22 protein-coding genes and 5 pseudogenes are annotated in these 26,233 nt (G+C 72.2%); 9 read left to right on the top strand and 18 right to left on the bottom strand.

Annotated features, from left to right (window positions below):
* Positions 1-72: 72 nt before the first annotated feature.
* A pseudogene (locus AMK21_RS36405) lies at positions 73-286 on the top strand (SMP-30/gluconolactonase/LRE family protein); the annotation flags it as partial.
* Between the two features lie 77 nt (positions 287-363).
* Here AMK21_RS36405 and AMK21_RS31035 read toward each other — a convergent pair.
* The 6 genes and pseudogenes from AMK21_RS31035 to AMK21_RS31010 form a co-directional block, all read right to left on the bottom strand.
* Positions 364-591, bottom strand: a pseudogene (locus AMK21_RS31035) (VOC family protein); the annotation flags it as partial.
* A gap of 292 nt (positions 592-883) precedes the next feature.
* Entirely contained in the window at positions 884-2,407 is a 1,524-nt protein-coding gene (locus AMK21_RS31030; RefSeq protein WP_073882479.1) for an aldehyde dehydrogenase family protein, read from the bottom strand.
* Positions 2,408-2,675: 268 nt separating this feature from the next.
* Positions 2,676-3,929, bottom strand: coding sequence for a GAF domain-containing protein (locus tag AMK21_RS31025; RefSeq protein WP_073882478.1), 1,254 nt, complete (start codon positions 3,927-3,929; stop codon positions 2,676-2,678).
* Between the two features lie 90 nt (positions 3,930-4,019).
* Positions 4,020-4,601 (bottom strand): N-acetylmuramoyl-L-alanine amidase, encoded by a 582-nt coding sequence (locus tag AMK21_RS31020; RefSeq protein ID WP_073882477.1) that lies wholly within the window; start codon positions 4,599-4,601, stop codon positions 4,020-4,022.
* A 125-nt stretch (positions 4,602-4,726) separates the two neighbouring features.
* A pseudogene (locus AMK21_RS31015) lies at positions 4,727-6,041 on the bottom strand (SWF or SNF family helicase).
* On the bottom strand, positions 6,038-8,947 hold the full coding sequence (locus AMK21_RS31010) for a DEAD/DEAH box helicase (protein ID WP_073882476.1): 2,910 nt from the start codon (positions 8,945-8,947) through the stop codon (positions 6,038-6,040). Before AMK21_RS31010 ends, AMK21_RS31015 begins: the two are co-directional and overlap by 4 nt.
* Before the next feature lie 257 nt (positions 8,948-9,204).
* Between AMK21_RS31010 and AMK21_RS31005 the strand changes: the two genes are divergently transcribed.
* Together AMK21_RS31005 and AMK21_RS31000 are read left to right on the top strand one after the other, a co-directional pair.
* Positions 9,205-10,266 carry a fatty acid desaturase family protein gene (locus AMK21_RS31005; RefSeq protein WP_073882475.1) on the top strand — a complete coding sequence of 354 codons (1,062 nt, stop codon included), beginning with the start codon at positions 9,205-9,207 and terminating at the stop codon, positions 10,264-10,266.
* Between the two features lie 117 nt (positions 10,267-10,383).
* A complete protein-coding gene (locus AMK21_RS31000) occupies positions 10,384-10,566 on the top strand; it encodes a hypothetical protein (protein ID WP_073882474.1) in 183 nt (60 codons plus the stop codon).
* A gap of 66 nt (positions 10,567-10,632) precedes the next feature.
* Here AMK21_RS31000 and AMK21_RS30995 read toward each other — a convergent pair whose 3' ends face one another.
* A complete protein-coding gene (locus AMK21_RS30995; RefSeq protein WP_079181281.1) occupies positions 10,633-11,496 on the bottom strand; it encodes a hypothetical protein in 864 nt (287 codons plus the stop codon).
* A gap of 229 nt (positions 11,497-11,725) precedes the next feature.
* Here AMK21_RS30995 and AMK21_RS30990 point away from each other — a divergent pair, with 229 nt between their 5' ends.
* Positions 11,726-12,634 carry an oxygenase MpaB family protein gene (locus tag AMK21_RS30990; protein ID WP_073882473.1) on the top strand — a complete coding sequence of 303 codons (909 nt, stop codon included), beginning with the start codon at positions 11,726-11,728 and terminating at the stop codon, positions 12,632-12,634.
* Here AMK21_RS30990 and AMK21_RS30985 read toward each other — a convergent pair.
* The 6 genes and pseudogenes from AMK21_RS30985 to AMK21_RS30955 all read right to left on the bottom strand — a co-directional run.
* Positions 12,614-12,958 (bottom strand): annotated as a pseudogene (locus AMK21_RS30985) (PadR family transcriptional regulator); the annotation flags it as partial. The gene AMK21_RS30990 and the pseudogene AMK21_RS30985 overlap by 21 nt on opposite strands.
* A 199-nt stretch (positions 12,959-13,157) precedes the next feature.
* Positions 13,158-13,757, bottom strand: a complete 600-nt coding sequence (locus AMK21_RS30975; protein WP_073882472.1) for a class I SAM-dependent methyltransferase — start codon at positions 13,755-13,757, stop codon at positions 13,158-13,160.
* Positions 13,758-13,924: 167 nt separating this feature from the next.
* Entirely contained in the window at positions 13,925-14,500 is a 576-nt protein-coding gene (locus AMK21_RS30970) for a TerD family protein (RefSeq protein ID WP_018512829.1), read from the bottom strand.
* A 208-nt stretch (positions 14,501-14,708) separates the two neighbouring features.
* Positions 14,709-14,873 (bottom strand): Sec-independent protein translocase subunit TatA, encoded by a 165-nt coding sequence (tatA, locus tag AMK21_RS30965; RefSeq protein WP_073882486.1) that lies wholly within the window; start codon positions 14,871-14,873, stop codon positions 14,709-14,711.
* 91 nt (positions 14,874-14,964) lie between these two features.
* Positions 14,965-16,856: pseudogene (locus tag AMK21_RS30960) on the bottom strand (HAD-IC family P-type ATPase); the annotation flags it as partial.
* Between the two features lie 60 nt (positions 16,857-16,916).
* Positions 16,917-17,282 carry an ArsR/SmtB family transcription factor gene (locus AMK21_RS30955; RefSeq protein ID WP_073882471.1) on the bottom strand — a complete coding sequence of 122 codons (366 nt, stop codon included), beginning with the start codon at positions 17,280-17,282 and terminating at the stop codon, positions 16,917-16,919.
* Positions 17,283-17,517: 235 nt separating this feature from the next.
* On the opposite strand from AMK21_RS30955, the gene AMK21_RS30950 reads away from it, so the two are divergent.
* Positions 17,518-18,141, top strand: coding sequence for a GTP-binding protein (locus AMK21_RS30950; RefSeq protein WP_073882470.1), 624 nt, complete (start codon positions 17,518-17,520; stop codon positions 18,139-18,141).
* Between the two features lie 25 nt (positions 18,142-18,166).
* Here AMK21_RS30950 and AMK21_RS30945 read toward each other — a convergent pair whose 3' ends face one another.
* Positions 18,167-18,595, bottom strand: a complete 429-nt coding sequence (locus tag AMK21_RS30945; protein WP_073882469.1) for a PPOX class F420-dependent oxidoreductase — start codon at positions 18,593-18,595, stop codon at positions 18,167-18,169.
* 140 nt (positions 18,596-18,735) lie between these two features.
* Here AMK21_RS30945 and AMK21_RS30940 point away from each other — a divergent pair, with 140 nt between their 5' ends.
* The 3 genes from AMK21_RS30940 to AMK21_RS30930 all read left to right on the top strand — a co-directional run bounded on the left by AMK21_RS30940 (position 18,736) and on the right by AMK21_RS30930 (position 20,850).
* Positions 18,736-19,149 (top strand): roadblock/LC7 domain-containing protein, encoded by a 414-nt coding sequence (locus AMK21_RS30940; protein ID WP_030565389.1) that lies wholly within the window; start codon positions 18,736-18,738, stop codon positions 19,147-19,149.
* A gap of 128 nt (positions 19,150-19,277) precedes the next feature.
* On the top strand, positions 19,278-20,321 hold the full coding sequence (locus AMK21_RS30935) for a DUF6397 family protein (RefSeq protein WP_073882468.1): 1,044 nt from the start codon (positions 19,278-19,280) through the stop codon (positions 20,319-20,321).
* 40 nt (positions 20,322-20,361) lie between these two features.
* Complete coding sequence (locus AMK21_RS30930; protein ID WP_073882467.1) at positions 20,362-20,850, top strand: GNAT family N-acetyltransferase; 489 nt, start codon at positions 20,362-20,364, stop codon at positions 20,848-20,850.
* 414 nt (positions 20,851-21,264) lie between these two features.
* On the opposite strand, the gene AMK21_RS30925 is transcribed toward AMK21_RS30930, so the two are convergent.
* Positions 21,265-23,418, bottom strand: coding sequence for a SpoIIE family protein phosphatase (locus tag AMK21_RS30925; RefSeq protein ID WP_073882466.1), 2,154 nt, complete (start codon positions 23,416-23,418; stop codon positions 21,265-21,267).
* A gap of 254 nt (positions 23,419-23,672) precedes the next feature.
* On the opposite strand from AMK21_RS30925, the gene AMK21_RS30920 reads away from it, so the two are divergent.
* Positions 23,673-24,758, top strand: coding sequence for an enoyl-CoA hydratase/isomerase family protein (locus AMK21_RS30920; RefSeq protein ID WP_073882465.1), 1,086 nt, complete (start codon positions 23,673-23,675; stop codon positions 24,756-24,758).
* A 50-nt stretch (positions 24,759-24,808) separates the two neighbouring features.
* Here AMK21_RS30920 and AMK21_RS30915 read toward each other — a convergent pair whose 3' ends face one another.
* The 3 genes from AMK21_RS30915 to AMK21_RS30905 form a co-directional block, all read right to left on the bottom strand.
* Entirely contained in the window at positions 24,809-25,036 is a 228-nt protein-coding gene (locus AMK21_RS30915) for a hypothetical protein (RefSeq protein WP_073882464.1), read from the bottom strand.
* A gap of 73 nt (positions 25,037-25,109) precedes the next feature.
* Positions 25,110-25,598 (bottom strand): hypothetical protein, encoded by a 489-nt coding sequence (locus AMK21_RS30910; protein ID WP_073882463.1) that lies wholly within the window; start codon positions 25,596-25,598, stop codon positions 25,110-25,112.
* Between the two features lie 118 nt (positions 25,599-25,716).
* On the bottom strand, positions 25,717-26,232 hold the full coding sequence (locus tag AMK21_RS30905; protein ID WP_073882462.1) for an SRPBCC family protein: 516 nt from the start codon (positions 26,230-26,232) through the stop codon (positions 25,717-25,719).
* Between the last annotated feature and the right edge of the window lies 1 nt (position 26,233).

Raw genomic sequence — 26,233 nt, 5'->3', positions numbered from 1 at the left:
AACATGACCAAGCACTACTAGTGGAAGGCGACCTTCGCTCCGTCGACCGCTCGACCACCACGTCGGCTCGACCGGACCGACTCGATCGCCGTGGACCCGGACGGCAACCTCTACCGGGGCCTCCACGGCCGGCCCGCGATCGTCGTGTACGACCGGCACGGCGGGCGCCTGGCGACGGTCGAGGTTCCCGCCCACGCCCGAAGGGCTCGACTCGGCGACGAACGTGGTGATCACCCTCGGCGGAACCAAGGCGCACATGACCGTCAGCGGCCCCGGCGGGGGATACCGTCGTTCGCGGGCCGTCGTTCCTCCGCCGTGGGGTGCTGCGTCACGTCGGAAGCGTAACGGCCGGGTGCCGGGCGGCTACCGGGGCCTCTGGACGAAGAACTCGTTGCCGTCGGGGTCGAACATCAGCACGCGGCCCCCCTCGCCGTCGCCCTCGCCCGTCCCGGAGCGTGTCGCGCCGAGCGAGACGAGGCGCCCCACCTCCGCCTGCCAGTCGGCGCCGGAGGGGAGCGCCAGCTCGAAGGAGAGCCTGTTCGCGCCCGTCTTCGGCGCCACCGGAGGACCACCCCAGGTGATCTTCGTACCGCGCAGCTCACTGATCGTGAACGCCGGGTCACAGAAGCTGGAGGTCAAGGTCGTGAACTGGAGCGCGTTCCGGGCGCGTTCGACGACGTCACGCAGGATCTGGCCGTGGTCGAAGGCCAGGGCCCCGGTGTCGGCGAGGAGAGGGGCCACCGGGCGAAATCTGACGGCGATGACCGCCGCCGGGCTCTTCGACCTGGTCGGGAACGTCGTCGCGGTGGCGGGCAAGGCGGACGAGGTGGCCTGAAGGGCGCCTGCCAGGGAAAACCCCTGGTCAGGCGCCTTTTTGCTGTGCCTAGAAGAAGCCCAGCTTCTTCGGTGAGTACGACACCAGAAGGTTCTTCGTCTGCTGGTAGTGCTCCAGCATCATCTTGTGGTTCTCCCTGCCGATGCCCGACTCCTTGTAGCCGCCGAAGGCGGCGTGCGCGGGGTAGGCGTGGTAGCAGTTCGTCCAGACCCGGCCCGCCTTGATCGCGCGGCCCGCCCGGTACGCGGTGTTGGTGTCGCGGGTCCACAGACCGGCCCCGAGCCCGTACAGGGTGTCGTTGGCCGTCGCGATGGCGTCGTCGAAGTCGGTGAAGGAGGCCACCGCCACGACCGGGCCGAAGATCTCCTCCTGGAAGACCCGCATCCGGTTGTCGCCCTCGAAGATGGTCGGCTGGACGTAGTAGCCGCCCGCCAGTTCGCCGCCGTGCTCGACGCGCTCACCGCCCGTGAGGATCTTCGCGCCCTCCTGCCGGCCGATCTCCAGGTAGGAGAGGATCTTCTGCATCTGGGCGTCGGACGCCTGCGCGCCGATCATCGTGTCGGTGTCCAGGGGGTTGCCCGGCAGGATCTTCTCCGTACGGGCTATCCCGGCCTCCAAGAAGGCGCCGTAGTGCCCCCGCTGGATCAGGGCGCGCGAGGGGCACGTGCACACCTCGCCTTGGTTGAGGGCGAACATGGTGAACCCTTCGAGGGCCTTGTCGAGGAAGTCGTCGTCGCTGCGGGAGACGTCGTCGAAAAAGATGTTCGGTGACTTGCCGCCCAGCTCCAGCGTCACGGGCTTGAGGTTCTCGGAGGCGTACTGCATGATCAGCCGCCCCGTCGTGGTCTCCCCGGTGAACGCGATCTTCGCGACGCGCGGGCTGGAGGCCAGCGGCTTTCCGGCCTCCTCGCCGAAGCCGTTGACGATGTTGACGATCCCCGGCGGCAGCAGATCGGCCACCAGGCCCATCCAGAAGTGGATCGACGCAGGGGTCTGCTCGGCCGGCTTGAGGACCACCGCGTTGCCCGCGGCCAGCGCCGGGGCGAGCTTCCAGGTGGCCATCAGGATGGGGAAGTTCCACGGGATGATCTGGCCGACCACGCCCAGCGGCTCGTGGAAGTGGTACGCGACGGTGTCCTCGTCCAGCTCGCTGAGCGAGCCTTCCTGGGCGCGCAGGACCCCCGCGAAGTAGCGGAAGTGGTCGATGGCCAGCGGGATGTCGGCGGCCAGTGTCTCGCGCACCGGCTTTCCGTTCTCCCAGCTCTCAGCGACCGCCAGCTCCTCCAGATGCGCCTCCATACGGTCCGCGATCCGGTTCAGGACGGCCGCCCGGTCACCGGCCGAGGTCGCTCCCCACGCGGGCGCGGCGGAGTGCGCCGCGTCCAGGGCGAGTTCGACGTCCTCGGAGGTGCCGCGGGCGATCTCGGTGAAGGGGCGGCCGTTGACGGGGCTCGGGTTCTCGAAGTACCCGCCCCGGGCCGGCGGGACGTACGCGCCGCCGATCCAGTGGTCGTAGCGGGACGCGTACGTGACGATCGCGCCCTCGGTGCCTGGTGCGGCGTAACGGGTCATCTCTGTGGCCTCCCGGATCCGGTGCCGCCCGCCGTTGGACGGCCCTCGGCGCGAGGCTAGGAGGCCGGACGTTGCAACGCCGTTGCGGTACGGGGCCGACGGGTGTCCTGCGGTACGCCGCCCCGGTATGGGCGCCCTCGTGCGGCCGGGCGCGGGCCCGAGCCATCCTGGCTGGCGCCGGGCCCGCGCCTGAGGCGCCCCTGTCCGCCGCCCGCCCCCGCCGCCCCGCCCCCTGAGCCGCCCCTGCCCGGTGCCCGAGTCCCCCGCCTCAGCCGCCCTGTTCCGCGTCCAGGCCCCGCACCCTCGCCAGCAGCGCCGCCCGCCGCCGCGCTGGTGCCGCCCCCGCCAGCGCCCGCCACACCGCCAGGTCGTCCTCGCCCCACGGGCTGTACGCCCAGTCGGCCAGCAGCCCCGGATCACCCCGGGCGATCAGTGCCGCCCGCAGCTCGTCCGCGACGCGGTGGCGCAGCCGTACGACTCCAGGGGCGCGCGAACCCGGCAGCAGCGGGCCCGCGTACGCCTCCAGCGCCGCCGCCACCGCCCCGGACCCCAGCCTGCGCGCCACCGTGTCGAAGTCGGCGTCCACCGGTACGCCGAGCCGGTACGGGCGCGAGTGCAGCAGGTCCGGGCCCAGCAGCCGTCTGAGCCGGGAGAGTTCGGCCCGCAGCGTCACGGGGGGCACCGACTCGTCCTCGTACAGCTCGATCAGCAGCTCGTCCCCGCTCAGCCCCTCCGGGCGGCGGGCCAGGGTGACGAGGATCTCGCTGTGCCGCCTGCTGAGCCGGACCCTGCGGCCGCCTGCGACCAGCAGCGCCTCGTCCCGGCCCAGCGCGCTCAACCGCACCGAACCGCCGTCCGCCGCCGGTGCCAGGAGCGCGAGCTGCGACTCCGCGGCCCGCGCCACCGCCTGGACGAAGGCCAGACTGTGCGGGTGCGCCAGCCGGTCGCCGCCCGTGATGTCCACCGCCCCCAGCACCCGGCCGGTGTGCGGGTCGTGGAGCGGGGCCGCCGCGCACGTCCACTGCTGCACCGGGCGCAGGAAGTGCTCGGCCGCGAAGACCTGCACCGGCCGGTCGACCGCGATGGCCGTGCCAGGCGCATTGGTCCCGGCCACGCTCTCCGCCCAGCGGGCGCCCTCCACGAAGTTCATCGCCCCCGCCCGGCGGCGGGCCGCCGCGTGGCCCTCGACCCACAGCAGCCTGCCGTGGGCGTCGCAGACTGCCAGCAGATGCTCCCCGTCCGTTGCGTACGCGCCCATGAGTTCCCGGATCACGGGCATCGCCCGGGCCAGCGGATGCGCCTCACGGTACGGGCCCAGCTCGTCCGCGCCGAACTCCACCACGGGGGCGCCGTCCGGGCTGACATGGGCCCGGGCCGAGCGGAGCCACGACTCGCCGACCACCGTACGCACCGGCCGTTCCAGCCGTCCTGCCGAGGTGAACACCTCGTGCGCGCGGCGCAGCGCGCCCGTCTGCTCACCGGGGTCCGTATCAGCGGCCAGGGCCACCCAGGGGTCCGTCAACTCGCCCTCCGTCCGGGCCGTCCTGCCTCTCCATCGTCGTCGCCACCGGTCTTTGCGGCAACCCGGCTGCGGTGGGTGATGGGCGCGGGTTCAGGGGCCGTTGACGAGACGGAGGTAGCGCTCCCAATCCCAGAGCACGCCGGGGTCGGTGTGGTCGCTGCCCGGCACCTCGTGGTGGCCGATGATGTGCGCCCGGTCCTTGGGTATGCCGTGCCGCTCGCAGATCGTCGCGGTGAGCAGGGCCGAGCGCCGGTACATCACGTCGGTGAAGAACTCCGGCCGGTCCACCCATCCCTCGTGCTCGATACCGATGCTGCGGACGTTGACGTCCCAGTCGCCCGCGTGCCAGGCGATGTCGCTCTCCCGTACGCACTGCGCGACATGACCGTCACCGGAGCGCACCACGTAGTGGGCGGAGACCTGCTTGGCCGGATCGTGGAAGATTCCGATCGTCGGGGTGAACAACTGCTGGGCCACGTGGATGACGACGCGGTCGACGCGGCGCTCCGAAGGGTGAGCGGGGACGGTGTAGTTCGCCCCGTGGGCCGGTGCCCAGAGAGCCGCCGGGTGGTCCGCGACGGCGGTCGAAGGTGTCACGGCCCGTGCCGACGCCGGAACGAGCGCCGCCGCCGCGGTGACGGCGGCCCCCTGAAGGAGCCTTCTGCGGTGCATCGCACTCCTATCGGAGGCCGGGGTCGCTGTAATGGTGACGCGTAAGGGAGAAGAGGAGGCCGAAGCCGTCTCCCGCTGATGACGTATGGAAGAAGGCTCCGGTTCCCCATGCCTGCTCGCGGACCTCAGCCTTCGCCCACGCCCCCGGCCGACGCCCCCGCCAGCGCGCTCGCCGGGTCGTCGTCCGCAGGCCCCGCGGGCACCCAGCGGCCGCGTTCCTTGCGGTAGGGCCACCACCGGCCGTCGCGGTCGTACCGGAGCTGTACATCGGCGCCCGCGACCGTCCAGTGGGCCCGCGTCGCCCGCAACTGCGGCCGCTCCCCCTCCTCCCAGGCCGCCGCGAGCCGCGCGCGAGCCCGGGCGAGGGCGTCCGCGTCCGGGGCCCACTCCTCGTCGAGCACCGCGAGCGCGGCTGCCCCTCCGTAGCGCCAGGCGCTCACCGCCGCCCCCAGCTCGGCGCGCGGCCGGCCGCTCCCCTCGGCCAGCCGCTTCGCGATCGACGGCTCGGGGCGGGCGTCGGCGGCCATCCGTACCGCGTCCTGCTCCGGCGTCAGCTCCGCCGCCATGGGCTGCCGTTCGTGCCCCGGAGCCAGCGCCTCCAGCAGCATCCGGTGGGCCCGTACGGCGCTGTCGGCGGCCAGGACCTCCAGCGCCGCCGGGTCGATGCCGGACGGCGGGCCCGCCTCCGTATCCAGCGACGGCGGCAGCCCCGGCTCCTCGGGCACGGGCGGCGGCACGGGGAGCGGCGGCAGGATGGAGCCCGCGGCGAACGCCTCGTCGGCCGGGACGCCGTACGCCTCCCCCGGCGCATCGCCCTCCGCACCCCGCACCGCTCGGGCGGTGCTGCGGACCTGGAGCTCGTCCAGCAGCCGCCGCTCCCCGCGCCCCCGCAGCAGCAGGAGGACGAACGGGTCCTCGTCCAGCAGCCGCGCCACCTGGTAGCACAGGGCGCCCGAGTGGGGGCAGTGGTCCCAGGTGCCGCAGGTGCACTCCGTCCAGGTCACCGATGCCCGGCAGCAGATCCACCCCGGCACCCGCCGCGTCCTCCACCAGATGCGGCGGCATCTCCCGGTCCAGCAGCGCGGCGATGTGCCCGGCCCGGTCCACCGCCATGTCCAGGAAGCGGTCCCACGCCTGGTCGTTCAGCTCCTGGAGCAGCACATCGCTCCGGTGGCCCGTGCCGTCCCGGTCCCGCACGACTGCCGTGATCCGGCCGGGGCGTACGGAGACCGCCCCCACGCCGCCCTCCCTGGCCAGCCGGCGCCCCTTCTTGAGCTGCTGACCGTCCAGGGCGGTGTCCTCCAGGGCCTGGAGCCATGCGCGGCCCCACCAGGAGGTGGCGAAACCCCTGCCCGGCGGGGGAGGCAGCGGCGCGAACGTACGCTCCGCTCCGCTGCCGGAATCCACCGTGCCCGTGCCGTGCTCGTCGTCCTCGCTCATCGTGCGCCCCCTCGCAGCTCGACCAGATCGGCCAGTTCCGCATCGGTCAGTTCGGTCAGCGCGGCCTCCCCCGAGCCGAGCACCGCGTCCGCGAGCCCCTGCTTGCGGGCGAGCATCTCCGCGATCCGGTCCTCGATCGTGCCTTCGGCGATCAGCCGGTGCACCTGGACGGGCTGCGTCTGCCCGATCCGGTACGCCCGGTCCGTCGCCTGCACTTCGACCGCCGGATTCCACCAGCGGTCGAAGTGCACGACATGACCGGCCCGCGTGAGGTTGAGCCCGGTCCCCGCAGCCTTGAGGGACAGCAGGAACACCGGAGCATCGCCCTCCTGGAAACGGCTCACCATCTCCTCGCGCCGCGCCACCGGCGTACCGCCGTGCAGGAACTGCGTACGCACCCCCCGCCCGGCCAGGTGCTCCTCCAGCAGCCGCGCCATCTGTACGTACTGCGTGAACACCAGTACGGAACCCTGCTCGGCCAGGATCGTGTCCAGGAGTTCGTCCAGCAGTTCGAGCTTCCCCGACCGGTCCGCGATCCGCGGCCGGTCCTCCTTCAGGTACTGCGCCGGGTGATTACAGATCTGCTTCAGCGCCGTCAGCAGCTTCATCACGAGCCCCCGCCGCTCGAAGCCGTCGGCGCCGGCGATCGCGGCGAGGGTCTCGCGGACCACGGCCTCGTACAGCCCGGCCTGCTCGGCCGTCAGCGAGACCGTACGGTCGGTCTCCGTCTTCGGCGGCAGCTCCGGGGCGATCCCCGGGTCGCACTTGCGGCGGCGCAGCAGGAACGGGCGCACCAGGGCCGAGAGCCGCTCGGCGGCCGCCGGGTCCGTGCCGCCCTCGACGGCGGCGGCGTACCGGGTACGGAAAGTTCCGAGCCGGCCCAGCAGCCCGGGCGTCGTCCAGTCCAGGATCGCCCACAGCTCGGAGAGGTTGTTCTCCACCGGAGTGCCGGTGAGGGCCACGCGGGCCCGGCCGCCGACGGTCCGTAGCTGCTTCGCCGTCGCCGAGTGCGGGTTCTTCACGTGCTGCGCCTCGTCGGTGACGACCATGCCCCAGGGGGCGGCCGCCAGCCGGGGCGCGTCCAGACGCATCGTGCCGTACGTCGTCAGGACGAACTCGCCGTCCGCCAGCCCTTCCAGGGAACGCGACGCGCCGTGGAAACGGCGTACGGGGGTGCCCGGGGCGAACTTCTCGATCTCCCGCTGCCAGTTGCCCATCAGCGATGTCGGACAGACCACCAACGTCGGCCCGGCCGCGTCCCGGTCGCCCTGGCGGTGCAGATGCAGGGCGATGAGCGTGATCGTCTTGCCCAGGCCCATGTCGTCGGCGAGGCAGGCGCCGAGGCCGAGCGAGGTCATGGTGTTCAGCCAGTTCAGTCCGCGCAGCTGGTAGTCGCGCAGGGTCGCGGTCAGCGCCTCGGGCTGTCCGACCGTCTGCTGAGCCGCCGACTCCGGATCGGCCAGCCGCTTGCGCAACCTCTCCAGCCAGCCCGTCGCGGCCACCTCCACACGGCGCCCGTCCACCTCGGTGGAGCCGGTCAGCGCCGCGCCCAGCGCGTCGATGGGGGTGACCTTGCGGTCCTGGGTCTCCCGGGCCCGCCGCGCCTCCTCCGGGTCGATGAGGACCCACTGGTCGCGCAGCCGCACGATCGGTCTGCTGGACTCCGCGAGCCGGTCCAGGTCCGCGCGGCTCAGCTGCCGGTCGCCCAGCGCGAACCGCCAGTCGAACGCGAGCAGGGCGTCGGCGGACAGGAACGACGGGGTGTCCGCGACGGTCCGCCCCCGCCGCACGTCACCCTCTTCGCCGCTGTCGTCCTGTCCGTCGGCCGGGCCGATCACCGCGCGGGCGGTCAGCTTCCTCGCCAGCTCCTTGGGCCAGTGCACGTGCACGCCGATGGCGGCCAGGGCGCGCGAGGCGGGCCCCAGCAGCTCGGCGACCTCCTCGTCGGCCGGCTCCACCGCGTCCGGTACGGCGGCGGACAGCAGCGGCGCCAGGGGCGGCCAGGCGCGGGCGGCACGGCGCAGGGCGAGGAGGGCGTCCATCCGGGCCCGCGGCCCGAACGCCGCCGCGCTCCGGGTGCCGCCCGCCCAGATCTCGGCCGCGTCGGCGACCATCGAGGGGTCGCTGACACTGTGGATCTGCAGGACGGCACGGAACGAAGGCGCCGCGTCGTCATCAAGAGGGGCCTCGGTGGCCGGGGACGCCGCCCCCGTGATCTCGATACGCAACGAGAGCCGTATTCCCGCGTCGTGACCGGCCGCCACATCGGCGGCCCAGGACCGCCCTTGGGGCAGGTGCTGCGGTTCCCGGGCGGCGAACGCGGGGCCCGCCGCCGCGAATCCGGCGGCGGGGGTCCGGGGCAGCCCGTCCGCCACCGCGTCCAGGAACGCCCGCAGCAGCCGCTCCGGTTCGGGCAGCAGCAGCGGCCCGTCCGCCGTCGCGCCGGTCTCCAGCGGGGCCGCGTGGGCGGTGGGCGGCATCGACGCCGCGAGCTCCCGGATCCGCTCCAGGTCCCCGGCGCCCAACGGCCCGACGCGCCAGGCGTCGTGGTCGCTGGGGCTCAGCCCGGGCAGCAGGAGGCCGCGGGCGACGAGCTGCAGGCCGAGCAGCGCGGCGGCGCCCCAGAAGGCGGTGGCGGGGGAGGCCTGGCCGTCCGCCCGCGCCCGGGTCAGCACCGGCAGGGCCTCCCGTACGGGAAGGTGCAGGCCGGCCACGGTATGGCGCCGCCGGCCGGCTCCGGCCACGGTGAGTTCCGACAGGATCCCGGGCGCGTCGGGAGGGGTGCTACCGTCCGGGTTCCAGAAGGCGATCAGGCCGGTACGGGACGGAACCGCGGGGATGAAGACCGCGGAGCAGCGGGACAGCTCTGAAATCTCGGAAGGCGTTGCCGCGGGGTGCCGGTGCACAGCGATGTCAGATTCCTCAAATTTGACTAGTGGGTCGGGGTCGCCGAGGGTACTCCATCCGAAGCCGCGACGTGCGGCCCCTGGTGGTGATCTGCCTCACCCCTTCTTCCTCTCCCGTGTGGTGGTGCGGCTGGCACCACCACGGAGTACGGGGGTCTGCCCCAGGACGATCGGGGTGGTGGCGCCATGGCTGCCGTGAGCCTCCGGCCCGTACGTTTATCGAGGTCAGCGCCTATGTTTGAGAGACCGGAGACCTCATGTCCCAGCCAACAGCCACCGCTGCGGATTCCGCCGATACCAGCAGTTCGGAACGAACCGGCGTCCCGGTTGTCGGCATTGATTTCGCCCCTCTGCTGCGTGCTGTGAAAGGGCAGGGTCTCCTCGAACGACGCACCGGGCGGTACGCGATCAGCATCGCGGCCAACCTGATGGCGCTGGGAGGGGTGATCACCGCCTTCGTGCTGCTGGGCGACACCTGGTGGAGCCTGTTCCTCGCCCTTCCGCTGGCGGTCCTGTGGACCCGGACGGCTTTCGTCGCCCATGACGCGGGCCATTCCCAGATATCCGGTGACCGCAGTACGAGCAGGCTGATCGGCCTGGTCCATGCCAACCTGCTCCTCGGGATGAACGAAGCGTGGTGGAACGACAAGCACGTACGCCACCACGCCAACCCCAACCACGTCGACAAGGACCCCGATGTCGGCGTCGGCGCCCTGGTCTGGACCCAGAAGCAGGCGGCGCAGCGCGAAGGATTCGCCCGTTGGCTGACCCGCAACCAGGCCCGGCTGTTCTTCCCGATGCTGCTGCTCGAGGGCATAGCCCTGAAGATCTACGGGTTCCAGTTCCTGCGCCGTCAGCCGGGCCGGGAGCGTGCGGTGTCGGCCCTGCTGATGACCGCGCACCTGGCGCTGTACACGACCCTGCTGCTGACCGTCCTGTCGCCGGGCAAGGCCCTCGTCTTCGCCCTGCTGCACCACGCGCTGTTCGGTCTCCACCTGGGCATGGCCTTCGCCCCGAACCACAAGGGCATGGAGATGCCCGACCCGGACGGGGACCGCTGGAGCCACTTGCAGCGTCAGGTCCTGACCTCACGCAATGTGCGTGGCGCGATCCTCACCGACTGGTTCCTCGGCGGCCTGAACTACCAGATCGAGCACCATCTGTTCCCGAGCATGCCCCGGCCCCACCTGCGGCTGGCCCAGCCCCTGGTCAAGGAGCACTGCAGGAGCATCGGCATGCCGTACGCGGAAACGGGACTCGTCGAGTCCTACCTGCAGGCGCTGGCCTATATGCGCGAGGTAGGCGAGCCGCTGCGATGAAGGTCGTCACGAGGGACAGGGACGGGCGGTCACGGGGAGGGCGTGCGGGGGAACGTAAGGACGCGCGGACGCGTTGACAGGACAGAAGCGGCGTCGGCCGCTAAGGAGGCGTGGACCATGTCGAACGGTGCGAAGGTCGCTGTCGCGGGGGTGGTGGCCGCGGTCGTCCTGTGGCCCCTGATCGGATTCTGGTGGGCCCTGCTCGTGGTGATCGGTGTCCCCGTCGCGGGTTATCTGCTGCTGGACCCGTCCCAGCGACGCAGGCTCCGCAGGATCAACCGCAAGGAGATCGGCCGCTGAGCCCGGGATTCCGCAGCAGCTGACTTCGGAATCCACCAGCAGCGGAGGCTCGGCTCCGCATCACGGTCACGCCGGATGCGCAGCCAGCGCGTCCAGGGCTTTCAGCAGACCGGGCAGGGCCGGCCCGCGGCCGACGGGCAACACCTCGCCCGGCACCTCGTCCAGCAGGATCAGCGCTATGTCGTCGGTCCTGGCGACCATCGACCACCCCCGGCCGTCGACCCGCAGGATGCGTGCGTCGGCTGAGGCGAAGCCGGAGCGGATCCGGCCGGGTGGTGGCGGAGCCTTCGTGTAGGCGAGGGCCTCCGCCAGGGCCCGTCGTACGCCGGGGTGCTGACCGGTCGCAGAGGCACCGGGTTCCGCGTCCGCGTCGGCGCCGGTGTCCTCGTCTCCCGGCTCACCGTCCTCGGCTCTTCCGGCCGACTCGCCGCCCGGCCGGACGAACTGCGCATCGTCGATCTGCTCCCGCCACAGCGCCCACCGCTCCGCGATCTCGTCGGCCCCGAGCCGCCGCTGCGCGGGGCCCCAGGACCCCGTGTCCGGGGGAGTCAACGGCGCGGGGCCCACCCCGTCCGTCTCCGGGTCGTGCGGGGCGGGCACACCGGGCGCTGCGACAGCCAGGGCCAGCGGCCAGCCGGGCAGCGCGCACACCACGGAGCGGTCGTCGGGGGAGAGGTCGTACTCCATGCCGCAGTCCCACGCGGCGATGGCCACGGCCACCAGGGAGACGTCCTCGACCACCACGGTCCAGCGGGCCCCGTCGCCGTCCTGCCCGAGGACGAGACCGTAGCCCTCCTCGTACGGTTCGAGGGCGAGCGCGCCGCACGCCGCCACATAGTCGTCGCCCAGCACGCTCGGGAACCGGGCTGGAGTGAGCAGCACCGCGGTCAGCACCAGCAGCGCGTCGTCGTCGGCGTCCGCACCGGCCACAGTGTCCTCCTCGTCCCTGATCCCCCGCTCGGCCACCCGTCGCCCGGGACCGCCTCGCGTCGTCCGTCGGCGCACCTTAACTACTCGGTAACCCCGCCGTCGAGGCCCCGGCGGGCACCGCCGAGCCGGATCCGCGGGCCCCTCGACCTGGTCGTCGTGGCCGGGAAACACCGGGGCGTACGGGGCGATCCGCGTAGCATCGGAGCTCCGGACGAACGAGGGGAAGAGCATGGTTCAGCGGTACGACCGGCTGAAGGAGATTCAGCGACTCGACCCGGAGCGGGACTTCCTGGAGATCTACCGCCTCACCGTCACCTACGAGTTCCCCTGGGACATCACCCGCGCCCTCGAACTGGCCCTCTACCGCACCTATGCCGTGCCCAGCATCGGTCGGCTCCTCGACGAGACTGCGGAGCTGACGGAGCGTTCGCAGAAGCGGTACGACGACACCGCCCTGCTTCTCGACACCGTGGTGGAGCACGGATTCGACACCGAGGAGGGCCGCACGGCCGTCCGCCGGATCAACCAGATGCACCGCAGCTACGACATCAGCAACGACGACATGCGGTACGTCCTGTGCACCTTCGTCGTCACGCCGAAGCGCTGGCTGGACGACTACGGCTGGCGTCGGCTCTCCGACCACGAGCTGCGGGCCTTCGCCGCCTACTACCGCACGCTGGGCGCCCGCATGGGGATCAAGGACCTCCCACACACCTACGAGGACTTCGAGCGCACCCTCGACACCTACGAGCACGAACACTTCGGCTGGGACGAAGGAGCCCGCCGGGTCTCCGACGCGACCCTCGCACTCATGGGCTCCTGGTACCCGGCACCGCTCGCCCCGCTGGTCCGGGGCGCAAGCCTGGCGCTCCTCGACGACTCATTGCTGCGGGCATTCCGTTACGAGCGCCCCGGGCCAGTGGCCCGGGGGCTGACCCGGGGCGCCCTGCGGCTACGGGCTCGCGCCGTCCGCCTCCTGCCGCCCCGGCGCACGCCGCGCTACGCGCGCCAGAACCCGGAGATCAAGGGCTACCCGGACGGTTACGAGGTCGCCGCGCTCGGTACGTTCCCCACACCGGGGGTCCGGGGCTGCCCGGCTCCCGGCCACCGGCCGTCGTCAGACGTGCCCGTCGAGTGACTCCAGGGTGGTCCGCAACCATCCGAGTTCCGCTTCACCGGTCGCCCGCGCGACGGTGAGGACGCCCTTGCGGAAGGGGTCCTCCAGCTCCTCGGCGCGCAGCGGCCGGTCACCGTCGTAGAAGAAGCTCCCGGGTTCCTCCGGGAACACCAGTCGCCGCCGCAGCACCTCCGGGTGCCCCGAGGGCTCCGGAAGATGCCGGAGGAGGGCCAGCAGGACGAACCACCGGTTCTCGTCGGTGATGTCCGCTCGCTCCGGGCAGGCCGGCCGGTCGCGCAGCTCCGCCCGGCCCGCAGCGGCGCTTCCTCCAGGGGACGCTGAGCGGTGCCCTGCCCGGCGTCGCCGAGCTGGTGGCCTCGGGGGTAGGCGTGATCCAGGCGCCCGGTGCCGGGCACGATGTCACGTTCGACCGCCCCGATGTGCTGGCGGCCGCCACGTGGGCGGCACCGTGTGAGGCTGCGGGGCGCTGTTCCGTACCGATACCAGAGCTTGCGCACGGCAACGCGCCAGGGTTCGTGTTCCCTCAGGCCTGGCGTACGGCGAGGGCGAGGAAGCGGTCGTCCTCATCGGTGTAGGAGTCCAGCCGCCATCCGGAACCGGCCAGCAGAGCCCGCAGCCTGGGCTCGGCCCGCAGGTCGTCATCGGTGACGGCGCGCCCGTGCCGCGCGGCCAGGGCGGCGCGGCCGATCGGGTGGAACAGGGCCAGCACACCGCCCGGCCGCACCACCCGCGCGAGCTCCGCCGTATCGGCCTCGGGGCGGGCCAGATGTGAGATCAGCCCGGCCCCGAGCACCGCGTCCAACGCCCCGTCACGCAGCGGCAGCCGCGCGACATCGGCCCGGATCAGCGTGCCGCTCTCCGCTCGCCCCGCCCGCACGGCCGCCTCCAGCATGGCGGGTGTCAGATCGGCGCCCAGCACGGTGCCGCGTGGGCCGACCACCGCGCGCAGGGCCGGGAGCGCCCGGCCGGTACCGCAGCCCGCGTCGAGCACGGCGTCCCCCGGCCGCAGCCCGAGCAGACCGGCCGCGGCGGCATAGGCCGGGCCGTCGTCGGGAAACCGGCTGTCCCAGTCGGTCGCGCGCGGGGTGAAGAAGTCCAGTACATGGGTGTGGTCATCGGTCATGCGGACATGATCGCGCAGTCGGAGCCCGTACGGAACGCCACGCGGCGACGGCCCGGGCTCCGGCGCTACCCGCCTGAGGGCGGGGCGCCGGGTGCCGGGGCCGCGTTGCCGAGCAATGACCCCGAGCCACGATCCCGAGTCCGTCCGCGGCCGGCAGCAGGTGCTGCTCAGACGTTGACGCCGTAGTCGGACGCGATGCCGGCGAGCCCCGAGGCGTACCCCTGGCCCACGGCGCGGAACTTCCACTCCGCGCCATGCCGGTACAGCTCACCGAAGACCATCGCGGTCTCGGTGGAGGCGTCCTCGCTCAGGTCGTAGCGGGCCAGCTCGACTCCGTTGGCCCGGTTCACCACGCGGATGAACGCGTTGCGCACCTGGCCGAAGCTCTGGCCCCGGCTCTGGGCGTCATGAATGGAGACCGGGAACACGATCTTCGCGATCTCCGCGGGGACCGAGGCCAGGTCGACCTCTACCGACTCGTCGTCGCCCTCGCCCTCGCCTGTCAGGTTGTCACCGGTGTGGCGCACGGAACCGTCGGGGCTGTTGAGGTTGTTGTAGAAGACGAAGTGGGCGTCGGAGAGGACCTTGCCCGCGGCGGAGCACAGCAGCGCACTGGCATCCAGGTCGTGATCGGCCCCGGTCGTGGTCCGTACGTCCCAGCCGAGGCCGACCGTCACGGCCGTCAGGCCGGGGGCCTCCTTCGACAGGGAGACGTTGCCGCCCTTCGCCAGGCTCACACCCATGAATGTCCTCCAGTGTTCGGTCGGTCCGCACGTCTGATCGGTCGATCCCTTGATCCTGCGATCCGTGCTGCTTCGCTGTCACTACATGTGGCCGCTACTGGTACGAACGCCCCACGCGGCCTTCAAGGTTCCCGGATTGCGCAAGCCCTGAAGTGAGCGGCGGCCGAGAGCCGGTCCGGGTCACCGGACCCCGGGGTCTGAGCCGGGATCAGCGGGCTTCGTCGTCCTTCATGGCCTTCGCCTCGCTCTTGAGGATGCGCACCGACTTCCCCAGGGCGCGGGCGGTGTCGGGCAGCCTCTTCGAGCCGAAGAGCACGATCACCACGACGGCCAGGATCAACAGGTGCCAGGGCTCCAGGCTGTTACGCAACATGCTGGTCCCGCCCTTCTCCTCGCCCATGCGGCAACAGTTGCCGCATTGCGCAACTGTACAACTGTCGTTCGAAGGCCGGACAGCCACCCCCTCAGCGCTCCGCGCCGGCCTTCCGTACGCCCTGCTCCGGTTCGGCGCCGGCCGTACGCTCCAGCTCGGCGCCGACCGTACGGCGCCGCTCGTAACGCCTCCGTGCCGCCGTGAGCCCCACCGCGTACAGGCCCAGCACCGACCCGAGCAGCAGGTAGTAGAGGGGCGGCAGGGCACTCATCCCCAGCAGGGGTCCCAGCGGGGTCAGGGGGAGCACGACGCCGACCACGGCGAGTCCGGCCGCCGCTGCTCGCAGAGGTCCTCCGGCCCGCCGTTCGGCGGCGCTGCGACCGGTCCGGAGCAGGACCATGACGAGGGCCTGGGTCAGCAGGTTCTCGGTGAACCACCCGGCGTGGAAGGCTGCCTCGCCGTCGGTCCCGGCCGCGTTGTGGAGAGCGAGGGCCAGCACCCCGAAGGTGGCGAGGTCGGCGGCGGCGTTGAGCAGTCCGAAGCCGGTGATGAAGCGCAGGAAGTCACGTGAGCGCAGAACCGTGGGCCGGCGCAGGGCGGACGCGCCCGGGCGGTCGAACGCGAAGGCGAGCTGCGCGGCGTCGAAGCAGAGGTTCTGCACCAGCACCTGCGCCGGGAGCATGGGGAGGAAGGGCAGCATCAGCCCGGCCGTCAACATGGCGATGACGTTGCCCAGGTTGGAGGAGAGCGAGATGCGCAGATAGGTGGCGATGTTCCCGTTGCTGTGCCGCCCCGCCAGCACCGCCCGGTCGATCGCGGTGAGGTCCTTCTCCGCCAGCACGACGTCGGCCGCCTCACGCGCCACATCGACCGCGTTGCGCGGGCAGATGCCGACATCGGCCGCGTGCAGGGCGGGCAGATCGTTGACGCCGTCGCCGAGGAACCCGGTGGTGTGCCCGGCGGCCCGCAGCGCCGAGACGATCCGGGCCTTGTGCTCAGGCGTGCAGCGCGCGAACACGGTCGCCCGGTCCGCGACCCGCGCCAGCTCGGCGTCCGACAGGGTGTCCATCAGCTCGGCCGTCACCACGTCGCCGTACCCGCCCGCCGCGTTCGTGCGCAGGCCCAGATCCTCGCAGGCGCGGGCCGCCGTACCCGGGTGGTCGCCGGTCAGCACCTTGACGGTCACGCCCCGCCGGGCCAGCACGTCCAGGGCTTCGGCGGCGCTCGGCGCGGGTACGTCCCGCAGCGCGACCAGGCCCACAAAAGTGAGACCGCGCTCGTCCGCAGGGGTGTACGCACCATGCCGGGCGGGCCGGTCGGCGCGGGCCACGGCCAGCAGGCGCAGCCCCGAATCCGCCTTCCGGGCGGCGAGGGTGAGCAGCCGCTCCCGCTCGTCCCCGTCCAGCGCGCACCGTTCGAGCACGGCCTCGACGGCCCCCTTGGTCACCAGCGTGTGGATGCCGAGCCGGCCCGGCCGCCGGAGCACCGCGGTCGCCACCCGCCGCACCGGATCGAAGGGCAGCGCGGCCACCCCCTCGTACGTGGTCGGCCCCCAGCCCTCGGCCTCCTCCGCGGCGTCCAGCACCGCCTCGTCGAGGGCGTCCGGGGCCGGCAGGTCCGCCAGCTGGAGCGTCCACAGCGCGCTGAGCGCCGGCCACCGCAGAACGCCGGGATCGGGCAGGTCCGCGCCGTCGACCGCCGCTTCGACGACGGGCCGGTCCTCGGTCAGCGGATCAGCGTCCAGGAGATGCCCTGCACCGACCGGTCGAAGGCGCTGGCACCCCGCTGCCGGGTCCGGCCGTCGTGCGCGGCGGCGAACCGGGTGGCCCCACCGGTGGCCGTGATCACCGCCGTACCGCTGCCGGACGACACGCTGCTGCCCTGGAAGCAGAGCTGCGGCTGCGCGAAGGGCCCGGTCCCGGCGAGCGCGGGGTCCGGTGCGTCGAGGGGATGTTTTGCCACCGGCGCCGACTGGCCGGGAAGGGTGTCACCGGGGCCGGTGTGCCGGACGTGGTCCGGCCGGATCCCGCGGCTGCGCTGCCCTCAGGCACCGAGCTCACGCAGGCGGACGGTCTCCTGGGCCGGGTGGCCCGCGCGCTCGGCGAGCTGGCCGACCATGAGCCGGACGACCGTCACCACGTCGGGGTCGTCGACCAGGTAGACCTGCCTGCGGCCCTCACGCCGCGAACGCACCAGACCGGCCAGCTTGAGCTTGGTCAGGTGCTGGCTGACCGAGGGGAGGGTGCCGCCGACCCGTTCGGCGAGGCCCGTCACATCGCTCTCGCCCTGGGCAAGCGCCCACACGATGTGCAGTCTCGCCGGTGTCGCCAGGAGCCCGAACGCGGCCGCGGCCTCGGCGAGCACCTCGGCGGGCGGATCGTGGAAACCGCCGCCGGTACCTGTCGACACGCTTGCTCTCTCCCTGCCGCGACCGAAAGAAACCAGTGTAGAGGCCGTGTCGTACAGCTACGAGATGCGGCAGGAGTGTGCAGGCGAGGTCTGCATCGATCAAGAACGATCAACCCTCTCGGACCGTGCAGACGGTTGCCATCCTGTCCCGACAGTGATGTCCGAGCGACTGGACCGGGGTTCGCCGAGGTGTGCGGCTCAATCGCAGGAGAATCTCTCACAGGAGAAGTGATCGATGTCCTTTGAGCACGTCGGAAACGCGCACAGCACGCACGGCGCCCAGGGGGACGACTCCGCGATGGCCCTGAAAATCCTGGTGGCGGGCGGATTCGGAGCCGGGAAGACGACCCTGGTCGGCGCGGTCAGCGACATCCGGCCGCTGCGGACCGAGGAACCGCTCAGCGAGGCCGGGCGTGACCTGGACGACACGGAAGGGGCGGTACGGAAGACCGCCTCGACCGTAGCGATGGATTTCGGCCGTATTACCATCCACGCCGGTCTGTCTCTGTACCTGTTCGGCACACCGGGACAGAACCGCTTCTGGTTTCTCTGGGACGAGCTGTCCGAAGGCGCGCTGGCTGCGGTCGTCCTCGCCGACACCCGGCGTCTGGAGGGCTGCTTCGCGGCCGTCGACTACTTCGAGCGCCGGCGCATACCGTTCGTCGTCGCCGTCAACTGCTTCCCCGGGGCGCGCACCTACGCGGCGCACGACGTGTCGCACGCCCTCGACCTGGACCGGGGCACGCCCGTCGTGCTGTGCGACGCGCGCGACCGGGACTCCGGGAAAGACGTCCTGATCCGTACCATCGAGTACGCCGGGCGTGTGCACACCGCCCGGCTCCTGGACGCCGTCGGCTGACCGCCCGCCGGCGGCGAGCGGCCGTTCAGTCGGCCAGGCCGGCCAGGGCGATCACCTTGTCGATCCGCACGCGCACCACCAGCTCACCGGCCACACCGTTGCGCCGGCCGAACTCCTCGGCGGCCTCCGGCCCCACGTAGCGCTCAGCGATCCGCGTGGCCCACCGCAGCAGTTCCTCGGGGTCCTCGCTCAGCTCCGCACGCCCCTGAACCACGGCGAACGCGTACGGCGGCCGGTCGTCGTCGACACAGAGGGAGACCCGTCCGTCGCGCTCCAGATTGCGGCCCTTCACACTCTTCCTGCCGGTGTTGAAGACCAGCGAATCGCCGTCGAGCAGAAACCAGACGGGCGCGACATGCGGACTGCCGTCGGTCCGCACCGTCGACACCTTCGCAGTGCGAGTGCCCTCGGAAAGGAAGGCCCGCCACTCTTCATCGGTCATGTGATGTGCCATGGACCCATCCTGGGCCCGCTGCTCGCATGGCGCGAAGCGGCGCCCCGGGAGACGGGGGGCGCTTGCCCGTACGGAGGCGGTGCGCAAGGCTTACGCGCGTAGCGGGGCGCGGGGAACGAAGGCACGGGGAGGACGAGCAGATGGCGCTTGACCGGGGACTTGACTGGCTCCTTGACGATCTCACCAGCAGGGTGCAGTACATACGGCACGCCTTGGTGCTGTCGAACGACGGCCTGGTCACCGGGGCCAGCACCGGACTGGCCCGCGAGGACGCCGAACACCTGGCCGCGGTCTCCTCCGGCCTGCACAGCCTGGCGCGCGGTTCGGGGCGTCACTTCCGGGCGGGGCGAGCCCGCCAGACCATGGTCGAGTTCGACGAGGCCCTGCTCTTCGTGACCGCCGCGGGCGACGGCAGCTGCCTGTGTGTGCTGACCGCCGCCGAAGCCGACGTGGGGCAGGTGGCCTACGAGATGACCCTGCTCGTCAACCGGGTCGGCGAGCACCTCGGCGTATCCGTCCGCCAGAGCGGACCGGAGGACGCAAAACCTCTCTGACGCCTTGTGACCTCTTCTGACCTGGTCTTCTCTCCGGCCGAGGAGAGTTATCCACAGGTTGGACCGGAGGTGACCCCGTCGGGCTACCGTGATCACGGAGAGTATTCGAGCTCACGGGGAGGACGGCCATGACAGTCAAGGAAGCGATCCGCGCGCGGACCGGGGGCGCGTACGAAGTCCGGGGCGGCGACGAAAGCCGGGACGAGGGCGCACACACCTCGCCCGGCACATCGGCGGCCACGGTGGCCGCCGGCCGTGCGGCGCAGGAACTGGGGCTCAGGCGCAGCGAATTCGAGCTGGCTGTGCACCTGGGGCTGATCGCAGTCACCGCCGGGTCCGGCGGCGGGCGGCCGCGGGTGCACGAGCGGGAAGTCGCGCGGCTGCGCGAGGATCCGGGATTTCCCGACGGGCTGGCCGAGCGCGTCCGCACCGTCGGCACCGCGGAGGGTGCCGCTCTGCTCGGCATCGTTCCCGCGCGGTTCACGCGGCTGGCCCGAGCGGGCTGCGTCTCGCCGGTCACGTTCTATCTGAACCGCTACCGCGCGGTGGTGTGGCTCTATCTCGCGGACGAGCTCGCCTCATTCGCGATGCGGGAACCCGACCTGCTAGCCGGCCGCACGCCCCTCGGGATGCGCACGATGCTGGAGGCGGGCGGCGACCGGCGGGCGCGGAACTGGCGGAGCCAGCGCATCGACCGACTGCTGAAGCGCACCGCCGACCCCTGGGCGCGGGCGGCGGTCGAGGCGTCGGCACTGGACTCCGCGCATCTGGCGGAGGTGGTGGAGGACCCGTACGAGCGCGCCTATCTCGCCCGGGTCAGGCCGGAGCCCGTCTTCGGGCGGCCGGGCTCCGTGGCGGCCAGGGAGACCATGGGGGAGCTGATGCTGGCGGACGATCCCGACGAGATCCTCTGGCGGCGGGTCAACCTGACGCTCGGTCTGGACCTGGCCCGCGAGGAGCGGCCCGCCCCACGGCCGGGCGACGACCCCGGGGCGCGGATGACACCGGCCCCGGACTCCACCTCCTGCATGGCTCCACCACGGGCCCTGCCCGTGGTGGAGACGGCGCCGTCCCTGTCATCCCCTGCCGGCGAAACATCCTCCGGTCTGCGTGAGCCTGGCGGGAAACGGCTGCTGGCCCGGCTGGGGTGGCGCCGGCGGAGCGACGGATAGCCGTTCGCGGACCGGCGTTCGAGTCCTGCATCATGGCCGCATGTTGATCAGGGAAGCTATCACCGAGGACTGGCCCGCCATCTGGCCGTTCTTCCACGGGATCGTCGCCGCGGGCGAGACCCTCACCTACCCGCTGGACCTCGGAAAGGAGGACGCACAGGGGTGGTGGTTCGTCGCCCCGCCGAGCCGCGTGGTCGTCGCCGTCGACGAGGCGGGAGCGGTCCTCGGCACCGCGAAGATGAACCGGAACCACATGGGCAACGGCTCCCACGTCGCCAGCGCCACCTACATGGTCGACCCCGCCCACTCCGGCAAGGGGGTGGGGCGTGCCCTGTGCGAGTACTCGGTCGAGTGGGCCCGCATGTCGGGTTTCCGGGCGATGCAGTTCAATGCGGTTGTCGAGACGAACACCCGCGCGGTCAAGCTGTACGAGTCCCTCGGCTTCGAGGTGATCGGCACCCTTCCGGAGGGATTCCACCACCCGGCCGAGGGCTATGTGGGCCTGCACATCATGCACAAGGCTCTCTGAGATTGCCGGGCCGCGGCTTCGGCCGCCTGCCGGTCCTTTAGGACCTCCTGCTCACCGAGACGTTCGGCAAGGAGTTTCAGCAAGAAGCTCACACTTCCCGAGCACTCCGAGAAGCTGACCGTGCGACTGGTCGTCAAGGACGGCAGCAGGGGCGGCGAGTACTCGTACGAAGGCGAGAGGACAGCCGACGTGTGCGAGGGGGAGACCCCCACGCCGCCGCCGACCGAGCCCCCGCCGACCGAGCCGACTCCCACCGAACCGGCCGCAAGCGGCGTACCACCCAGGCCTGACGCCCGTGTGCCCGGCCTCGCTCCCGCATGAGGCGGTGAGCGGCCGGCGGGTCGCGCGAGGCGCCGGAGCCGCCGGCCGAGGGGCGGGCCACATCACGGAAGGTGATGCGGCATGGCTGCCCGGTCAACGCCGCTCGGCGGGCGGGACCTGCTCCGCCGTGCCGGGGGGAGGGGCGGTGGCCGGCGGAGGAGCGGGACCGATCTCGCACCAGACGGCCTTGCCCTCGCCGCGGGGTTCGATCCCCCAGCGGGTGGCGACCGCGTCGAGCAGGAGCAGGCCCCGGCCCGACGTCGAGGTCTCTCCCGGGGTGCGCCGACGGGGCCAGGCACTGGACCGGTCCTGCACCGAGAGCCGGATCCGCCGCACCGGCTCGGGCAGCACCTCCAGGGTCAGGACCGCCCCGCCCTCCGTATGGAGCAGAACGTTCACCAGCAGCTCACCCGTGACCAGTTCGGCGTCGTCGGCGAACTCGGCCATGTCCCAGTCGGCGAGCGCCTGGCGCACGATCGCACGGGCGTCCGACAGCCCCTCCGGGTCCGCCTGATGGATGTACTGGTGCAGCCGGGGCGCGTGCGAGGACCCCACATCGGGGCTGCGCCGCAGGACCAGGAGCGCCACGTCGTCCCCCGACCCCCATCGTTCCCAGAGCCGGTCCGAGAGGTGGTCGGCCAGCGCCTCGGCCCCGGCTGGCCCCGCGCTCACCTCGTTCCGCAGCGCTTCCACCCCCGCGTCCAGGTCGGCGCCCGGCTCCTCCACCAGGCCGTCCGTGTACAGCACGAACGTCTCCCCGGGCACCAGATCGAGCCGGGTCTCCGGGTACTCCTCGTCCTCGAACTCCGTGGAGATGCCCAGCGGCAGACCACCGCGCACCTGCGGGCTGCCCACCCGCCCGTCCGTGTGCCGGATCAGCGGCCCGAGGTGCCCGGCCCGCACCACCCGTGCCGCCCCCGTCGCCAGGTCGACCTGGGCGTAGGTGCAGGTCGCGAAGCGGTCGGTTTCCAGTTCGGAGAGGAAGCGCGAGGCCCGGGCCAGCACGGTCGCCGGCGGATGCCCCTCGGCGGCGTAAGCGCGCAGGGCGATGCGCAACTGGCCCATGATCGCGGCGGCATGGGTGTCGTGCCCCTGGACGTCCCCGACGACGAGCCCGTAACGGTTCTTGGGCAGCGCGATCACGTCGTACCAGTCGCCGCCGACCTGTCGTCCGCTCCACGCGGCGTGGTAGCGCACCGCGATCTCGCCGCCCTCGATGTCCTGTATGCGGGGCGGAAGCATCGCGGACTGGAGCTGGGTGGCGAACTCCCGCTCCTCGTCGAAGAGCATCGCCCGCTGGAGCGACTGCGCCACGATGGCCGCGAGGCCCAGACACAGGATCCGCTCATCGGCGTTGAAGACGGTGCGCTCCCGGTAGAACAGGGCGAGCCCGCCGAGCGACCTGGCCTGGGCTACCAGGGGCAGATAGGCGGCGGCCCGGAACCGGAGCTTCCCCAGATGCGGCTCCAGCACCGGATAGCGCCGGGCCAGCGCCGCCAGCGATGTGATGAACCGGGGACGCCCGCTGCGGATCGCGTCGGCCAGCGGAAGGTTGCGCTCCAGGTCCCCGGAGCCGAGTCCGTCGAGCGCCTCCAGCGACTCACCGCTCAGCGCCACGATGTTCAGCGAGGAGTTCTCCACCAGCCCCAGGGCCAGACCGTCCGCACCCAGCCTCGCCAGCCCGCCCGGACCCGTGAGCGCGGCCGTCACATCGTCCACCGTGACCGCGCGTGACATCGCGCTGGTCGTGCGCTCGACGATGTTGGTCTGACGCTGCCTGCGCTTTTCCAGATCGAGGACGAAGGCCGAATGGGTGACTTCCGCCGTCGCGTCGCGGACGACCCCCACGATCCGGTGGGCCTTCCCGTCCTTCGACCGCAGGATGCGGGCCTGGACATGGGTCCATTGGGTCGTCCCGTCGTCCAGCGGAACCCGGAAGTGGACGCTGTAGGAGTTGCTGCCGCCCGTGATGGCCTCGTCGATCGTGACGTCCAGCCGAGCCCGCTCCGCCGGCTCCAGCCGCTCCACCAGCGCACCGGGCCGTGAGTCGAACGTCGCCGGGTCCACACCGAAGACCGCGAGCCCCGCGTCGTCGATGTCCAGGGTCCGCGCATCGAGATCCCAGTCGAAGCTGCCGGTCCGGTTCATGGCGAGGCGTTCCGTCGGCCCGATCTCACCGTTGGTCCTCCGGTCGATCCGGCGGAGCGGAGCGGCTTCGGCGTCCTGCCGCCGTTCGTGGTCGGTCATGCATGCTCCGGAGGTCGTCCGGCGGGGCGCGCGGCGACGCGCCCCGTAGGCCTCAATTGTCGAGCCGCTCGCACCGGAGTGCCACAGCGGAGCACCACCGAAGTCTGCCGCACCCCGTGCCGGAACCCCTGGCCCGATCCGACCCCCTGTCCGGAGGGCGGCCCCGGCGGTCGCAGAATGGGCGGGAACGGACCGTCCGGCGGCGACGGACGGTCCGCCATGTCTCCACCGTGCCCAGTGAGCGGAGTGCACACATGATCGATGACCGGCCCGTTCTGCTGGAGACCCGAGGGCGCTCCCTGCACATCACCCTCAACCGGCCCCGCGCCATCAACGCCCTCACCCACACCATGGTGCGGCTTCTCGACGAGGCGCTCGCCGGTGCCGAGCAGGACGAGGCGGTCACCTCGGTCGTCCTGGCAGGAGCGGGCGACCGCGGCCTGTGCGCGGGCGGTGACATCCGGGCGCTCCACGACGACACCCGGGCGGGAGGCCGTGCGTCGCTGGACTTCTGGCGCGACGAGTACCGCCTGAACGCCCGCATCGCCCGGTTTCCCAAGCCGTACGTCGCGCTGATGGACGGCATCGTGATGGGCGGGGGGATCGGAATCTCCGCCCACGGCTCGCTCCGCATCGTCACGGAGCGCTCACGTTCGGCGATGCCAGAGACCGGAATCGGATTCGTGCCCGATGTCGGCGGCACCCACCTGCTGGCCGCCGCTCCGGGCGAGCTGGGCACCCACCTGGCGCTCACCGGCCGTTCCGTCGGGGCGGCCGACGCCCTGCTCTGCGGCCTCGCCGACCACCACGTACCCACGCGGCGGCTGCCCGAGCTCACCGAGGCCCTGGCCGGGGCGGCGAGCGCCGACGAGGTGGCGCGGACGGTGCACGGGTTCGCCGAGGAGCCGCCCGCCGGTGACCTCGCCGCGCAGCGCGACTGGATCGACGCCTGCTACGCCGCGGACACCGTCGAGGAGATCGTCCGACGGCTCCGGGCGTGCTCCGCACCCGCGGCGGCCGACGTGGCGGCGGAACTCGCGGGAAGGTCGCCCCTGGCGCTCAAGGTCACGCTCGCCGCCGTACGGAGGGCCGCCCGGCTCGGCAGCCTGGAAGCCGTCCTGGACCAGGAGTTCCGCGTCTCCGGCCGGATCCGTGAGGAACCGGACTTCGTGGAGGGCGTACGCGCTCGGCTCATCGACAAGGACGGCAATCCGCAGTGGAAACCGGCCGCCCTCGCCGAGGTGGACGACAGCACGGTCGCCCGCTTCTTCGCCCCCCTCGGACCGGATGAGCAGGAACTCGGTCTCGCCCCCGGGGTCACCGCCGACGGTACGATCTGAGACCGGGCCCCCGGGCCGGTGTTCCCCTGCCGGCCTCCCTGCCTCCCTGCCTACCTGTCGCCGCCGGACAGGCTCGGCTGCAACTCCCGCACCAGAGCGAACAGCCTGTCCTCGTTCCCCGTCAACCCCGCGCCGCGCAGGGCGCGGTCGGCCTCCCGCATCGGTGATGCGAGCAGCGGCAGGTACAGGGGCGCGTCCTCCGGGTCCGAGAGCGCGGCCCGGGTGGCCTCCAGCAGGCGGACGTACGCCTGCGCCGCGGCAAGCTCGTCTTTGTCCATCTCAGCGTCTCCTGATCAGAGGTGTCGGACCGTCAAGCATCTCGCACGGGTCTGACAACGCCCCTCCGTGCCGCTACCGCACCCCGGCAACTCCCGCCGGCGGCTCAACCTCCAGATACCGCCGCCTGCGAGGACCCCGGTAGAGCAGGACGGTCCAGCCGAGCCGCCGCAACACGTCGGCGCACTCGGCCAAGGCCTCCTCCTCGTGGTGGGCGGCGCCGCTGCCCGGCGGCCCTGCCCAGTCGACCCGCACCGACCCGGCCGGCTCGCCCGCACGCACCCGGTACCCGGCCGACACCCGGTGCCCCGACGCGTCGACGGCGGACGGAGTGGCTCCGGAACTCTCCAGGGCCAACGCGACGGCCCGTACCGGCCGATGAAGCTCCCACGGCGCCGGCGCGGCCTCCGGAGGACCGGCCCGTCCGTCACCAGTCAGACGGCGGATCTGCAGCAGCCCCTCGAAGGCGGTCCGCACCGAGGCGGCGCGCACCTCGGCGGCCCCGGTGGGCGGCGGTCCGTCCCCGGTCGCGGGCTCGAAGCCGACGCCCTCCTCGCTGCCCATAAGTCCCCCTGCCCATACGTCCCCCCGCGCTCGGACCACGCGTACGTGCCCCAGTGTGCACCGGGGCACTGACACTTCCCGTTGGCCCCCCCGGCCGGACGGTGTCCACCGGTACGGCTCAGGCGGCCTTTCGGAGGTCCTCCTCCACGGCGGCCTTGAGACGCTCGAGGGTGGTCCGGATGTTGCCGCGCTGGAACTGCCCGAAGGTCTTCCCCCGGGTCGCGACGCGATCGAAACCGTTGGCCAGGAAATCCGGCCAGGAGCGCCGGTCGTCGGTCCAGGTCTCGGTCACCCGGGTGCCGCCGTCCACCGCTTCGAAGCGGTACTCCCAGGTCGCGATGGGTCCGGGAAGGCGTGGCCGCCGGACACCGATGGCGTGGACCCGGAAGGCGAAGCGCTCGCCCGGATCGGCGGCCGTCACGGTGCACCGGGTCGTCCAGCTCACGGCACCGCGCTTGTTGCGGCCCTCGAAGACCATGCCGACGTACGCGCCGCGCCGCTCTCCCCTTACGGTCGCCCCGCGGTTCTCGGGGCTCCAACGGCCCATCGCGGTCGGGTCGCTGACCTGTTCGTACACGTGAGCCGGCGGGGCGTCGATGACGACGCTGTCCGCCACGGACATGGTGCGGGGCATG

Origin of the sequence: Streptomyces sp. CB00316 (assembly GCF_001905595.1) — a bacterium.
Taxonomy (GTDB): domain Bacteria; phylum Actinomycetota; class Actinomycetes; order Streptomycetales; family Streptomycetaceae; genus Streptomyces.
This window is presented reverse-complemented; position numbering and strand designations above follow the sequence as displayed.

Bases quoted from the DNA above. Each gene is read 5' to 3' on its own strand.
- AMK21_RS30935 (WP_073882468.1), top strand. From the start codon at position 19,278: ATGACAGTCAAGGAAGCGATCCGCGCGCGGACCGGGGGCGCGTACGAA.
- AMK21_RS30905 (WP_073882462.1), bottom strand. From the start codon at position 26,232: ATGCCCCGCACCATGTCCGTGGCGGACAGCGTCGTCATCGACGCCCCG.
- tatA (WP_073882486.1), bottom strand. From the start codon at position 14,873: ATGTTGCGTAACAGCCTGGAGCCCTGGCACCTGTTGATCCTGGCCGTC.
- AMK21_RS30970 (WP_018512829.1), bottom strand. From the start codon at position 14,500: ATGGGTGTGAGCCTGGCGAAGGGCGGCAACGTCTCCCTGTCGAAGGAG.
- AMK21_RS30940 (WP_030565389.1), top strand. From the start codon at position 18,736: ATGGCGCTTGACCGGGGACTTGACTGGCTCCTTGACGATCTCACCAGC.
- AMK21_RS30950 (WP_073882470.1), top strand. From the start codon at position 17,518: ATGTCCTTTGAGCACGTCGGAAACGCGCACAGCACGCACGGCGCCCAG.
- AMK21_RS30945 (WP_073882469.1), bottom strand. From the start codon at position 18,595: ATGGCACATCACATGACCGATGAAGAGTGGCGGGCCTTCCTTTCCGAG.
- AMK21_RS31030 (WP_073882479.1), bottom strand. From the start codon at position 2,407: ATGACCCGTTACGCCGCACCAGGCACCGAGGGCGCGATCGTCACGTAC.
- AMK21_RS30990 (WP_073882473.1), top strand. From the start codon at position 11,726: ATGGTTCAGCGGTACGACCGGCTGAAGGAGATTCAGCGACTCGACCCG.
- AMK21_RS31000 (WP_073882474.1), top strand. From the start codon at position 10,384: ATGTCGAACGGTGCGAAGGTCGCTGTCGCGGGGGTGGTGGCCGCGGTC.
- AMK21_RS30925 (WP_073882466.1), bottom strand. From the start codon at position 23,418: ATGACCGACCACGAACGGCGGCAGGACGCCGAAGCCGCTCCGCTCCGC.
- AMK21_RS31005 (WP_073882475.1), top strand. From the start codon at position 9,205: ATGTCCCAGCCAACAGCCACCGCTGCGGATTCCGCCGATACCAGCAGT.
- AMK21_RS30975 (WP_073882472.1), bottom strand. From the start codon at position 13,757: ATGACCGATGACCACACCCATGTACTGGACTTCTTCACCCCGCGCGCG.
- AMK21_RS30930 (WP_073882467.1), top strand. From the start codon at position 20,362: ATGTTGATCAGGGAAGCTATCACCGAGGACTGGCCCGCCATCTGGCCG.
- AMK21_RS30915 (WP_073882464.1), bottom strand. From the start codon at position 25,036: ATGGACAAAGACGAGCTTGCCGCGGCGCAGGCGTACGTCCGCCTGCTG.
- AMK21_RS30920 (WP_073882465.1), top strand. From the start codon at position 23,673: ATGATCGATGACCGGCCCGTTCTGCTGGAGACCCGAGGGCGCTCCCTG.
- AMK21_RS31020 (WP_073882477.1), bottom strand. From the start codon at position 4,601: ATGCACCGCAGAAGGCTCCTTCAGGGGGCCGCCGTCACCGCGGCGGCG.
- AMK21_RS30910 (WP_073882463.1), bottom strand. From the start codon at position 25,598: ATGGGCAGCGAGGAGGGCGTCGGCTTCGAGCCCGCGACCGGGGACGGA.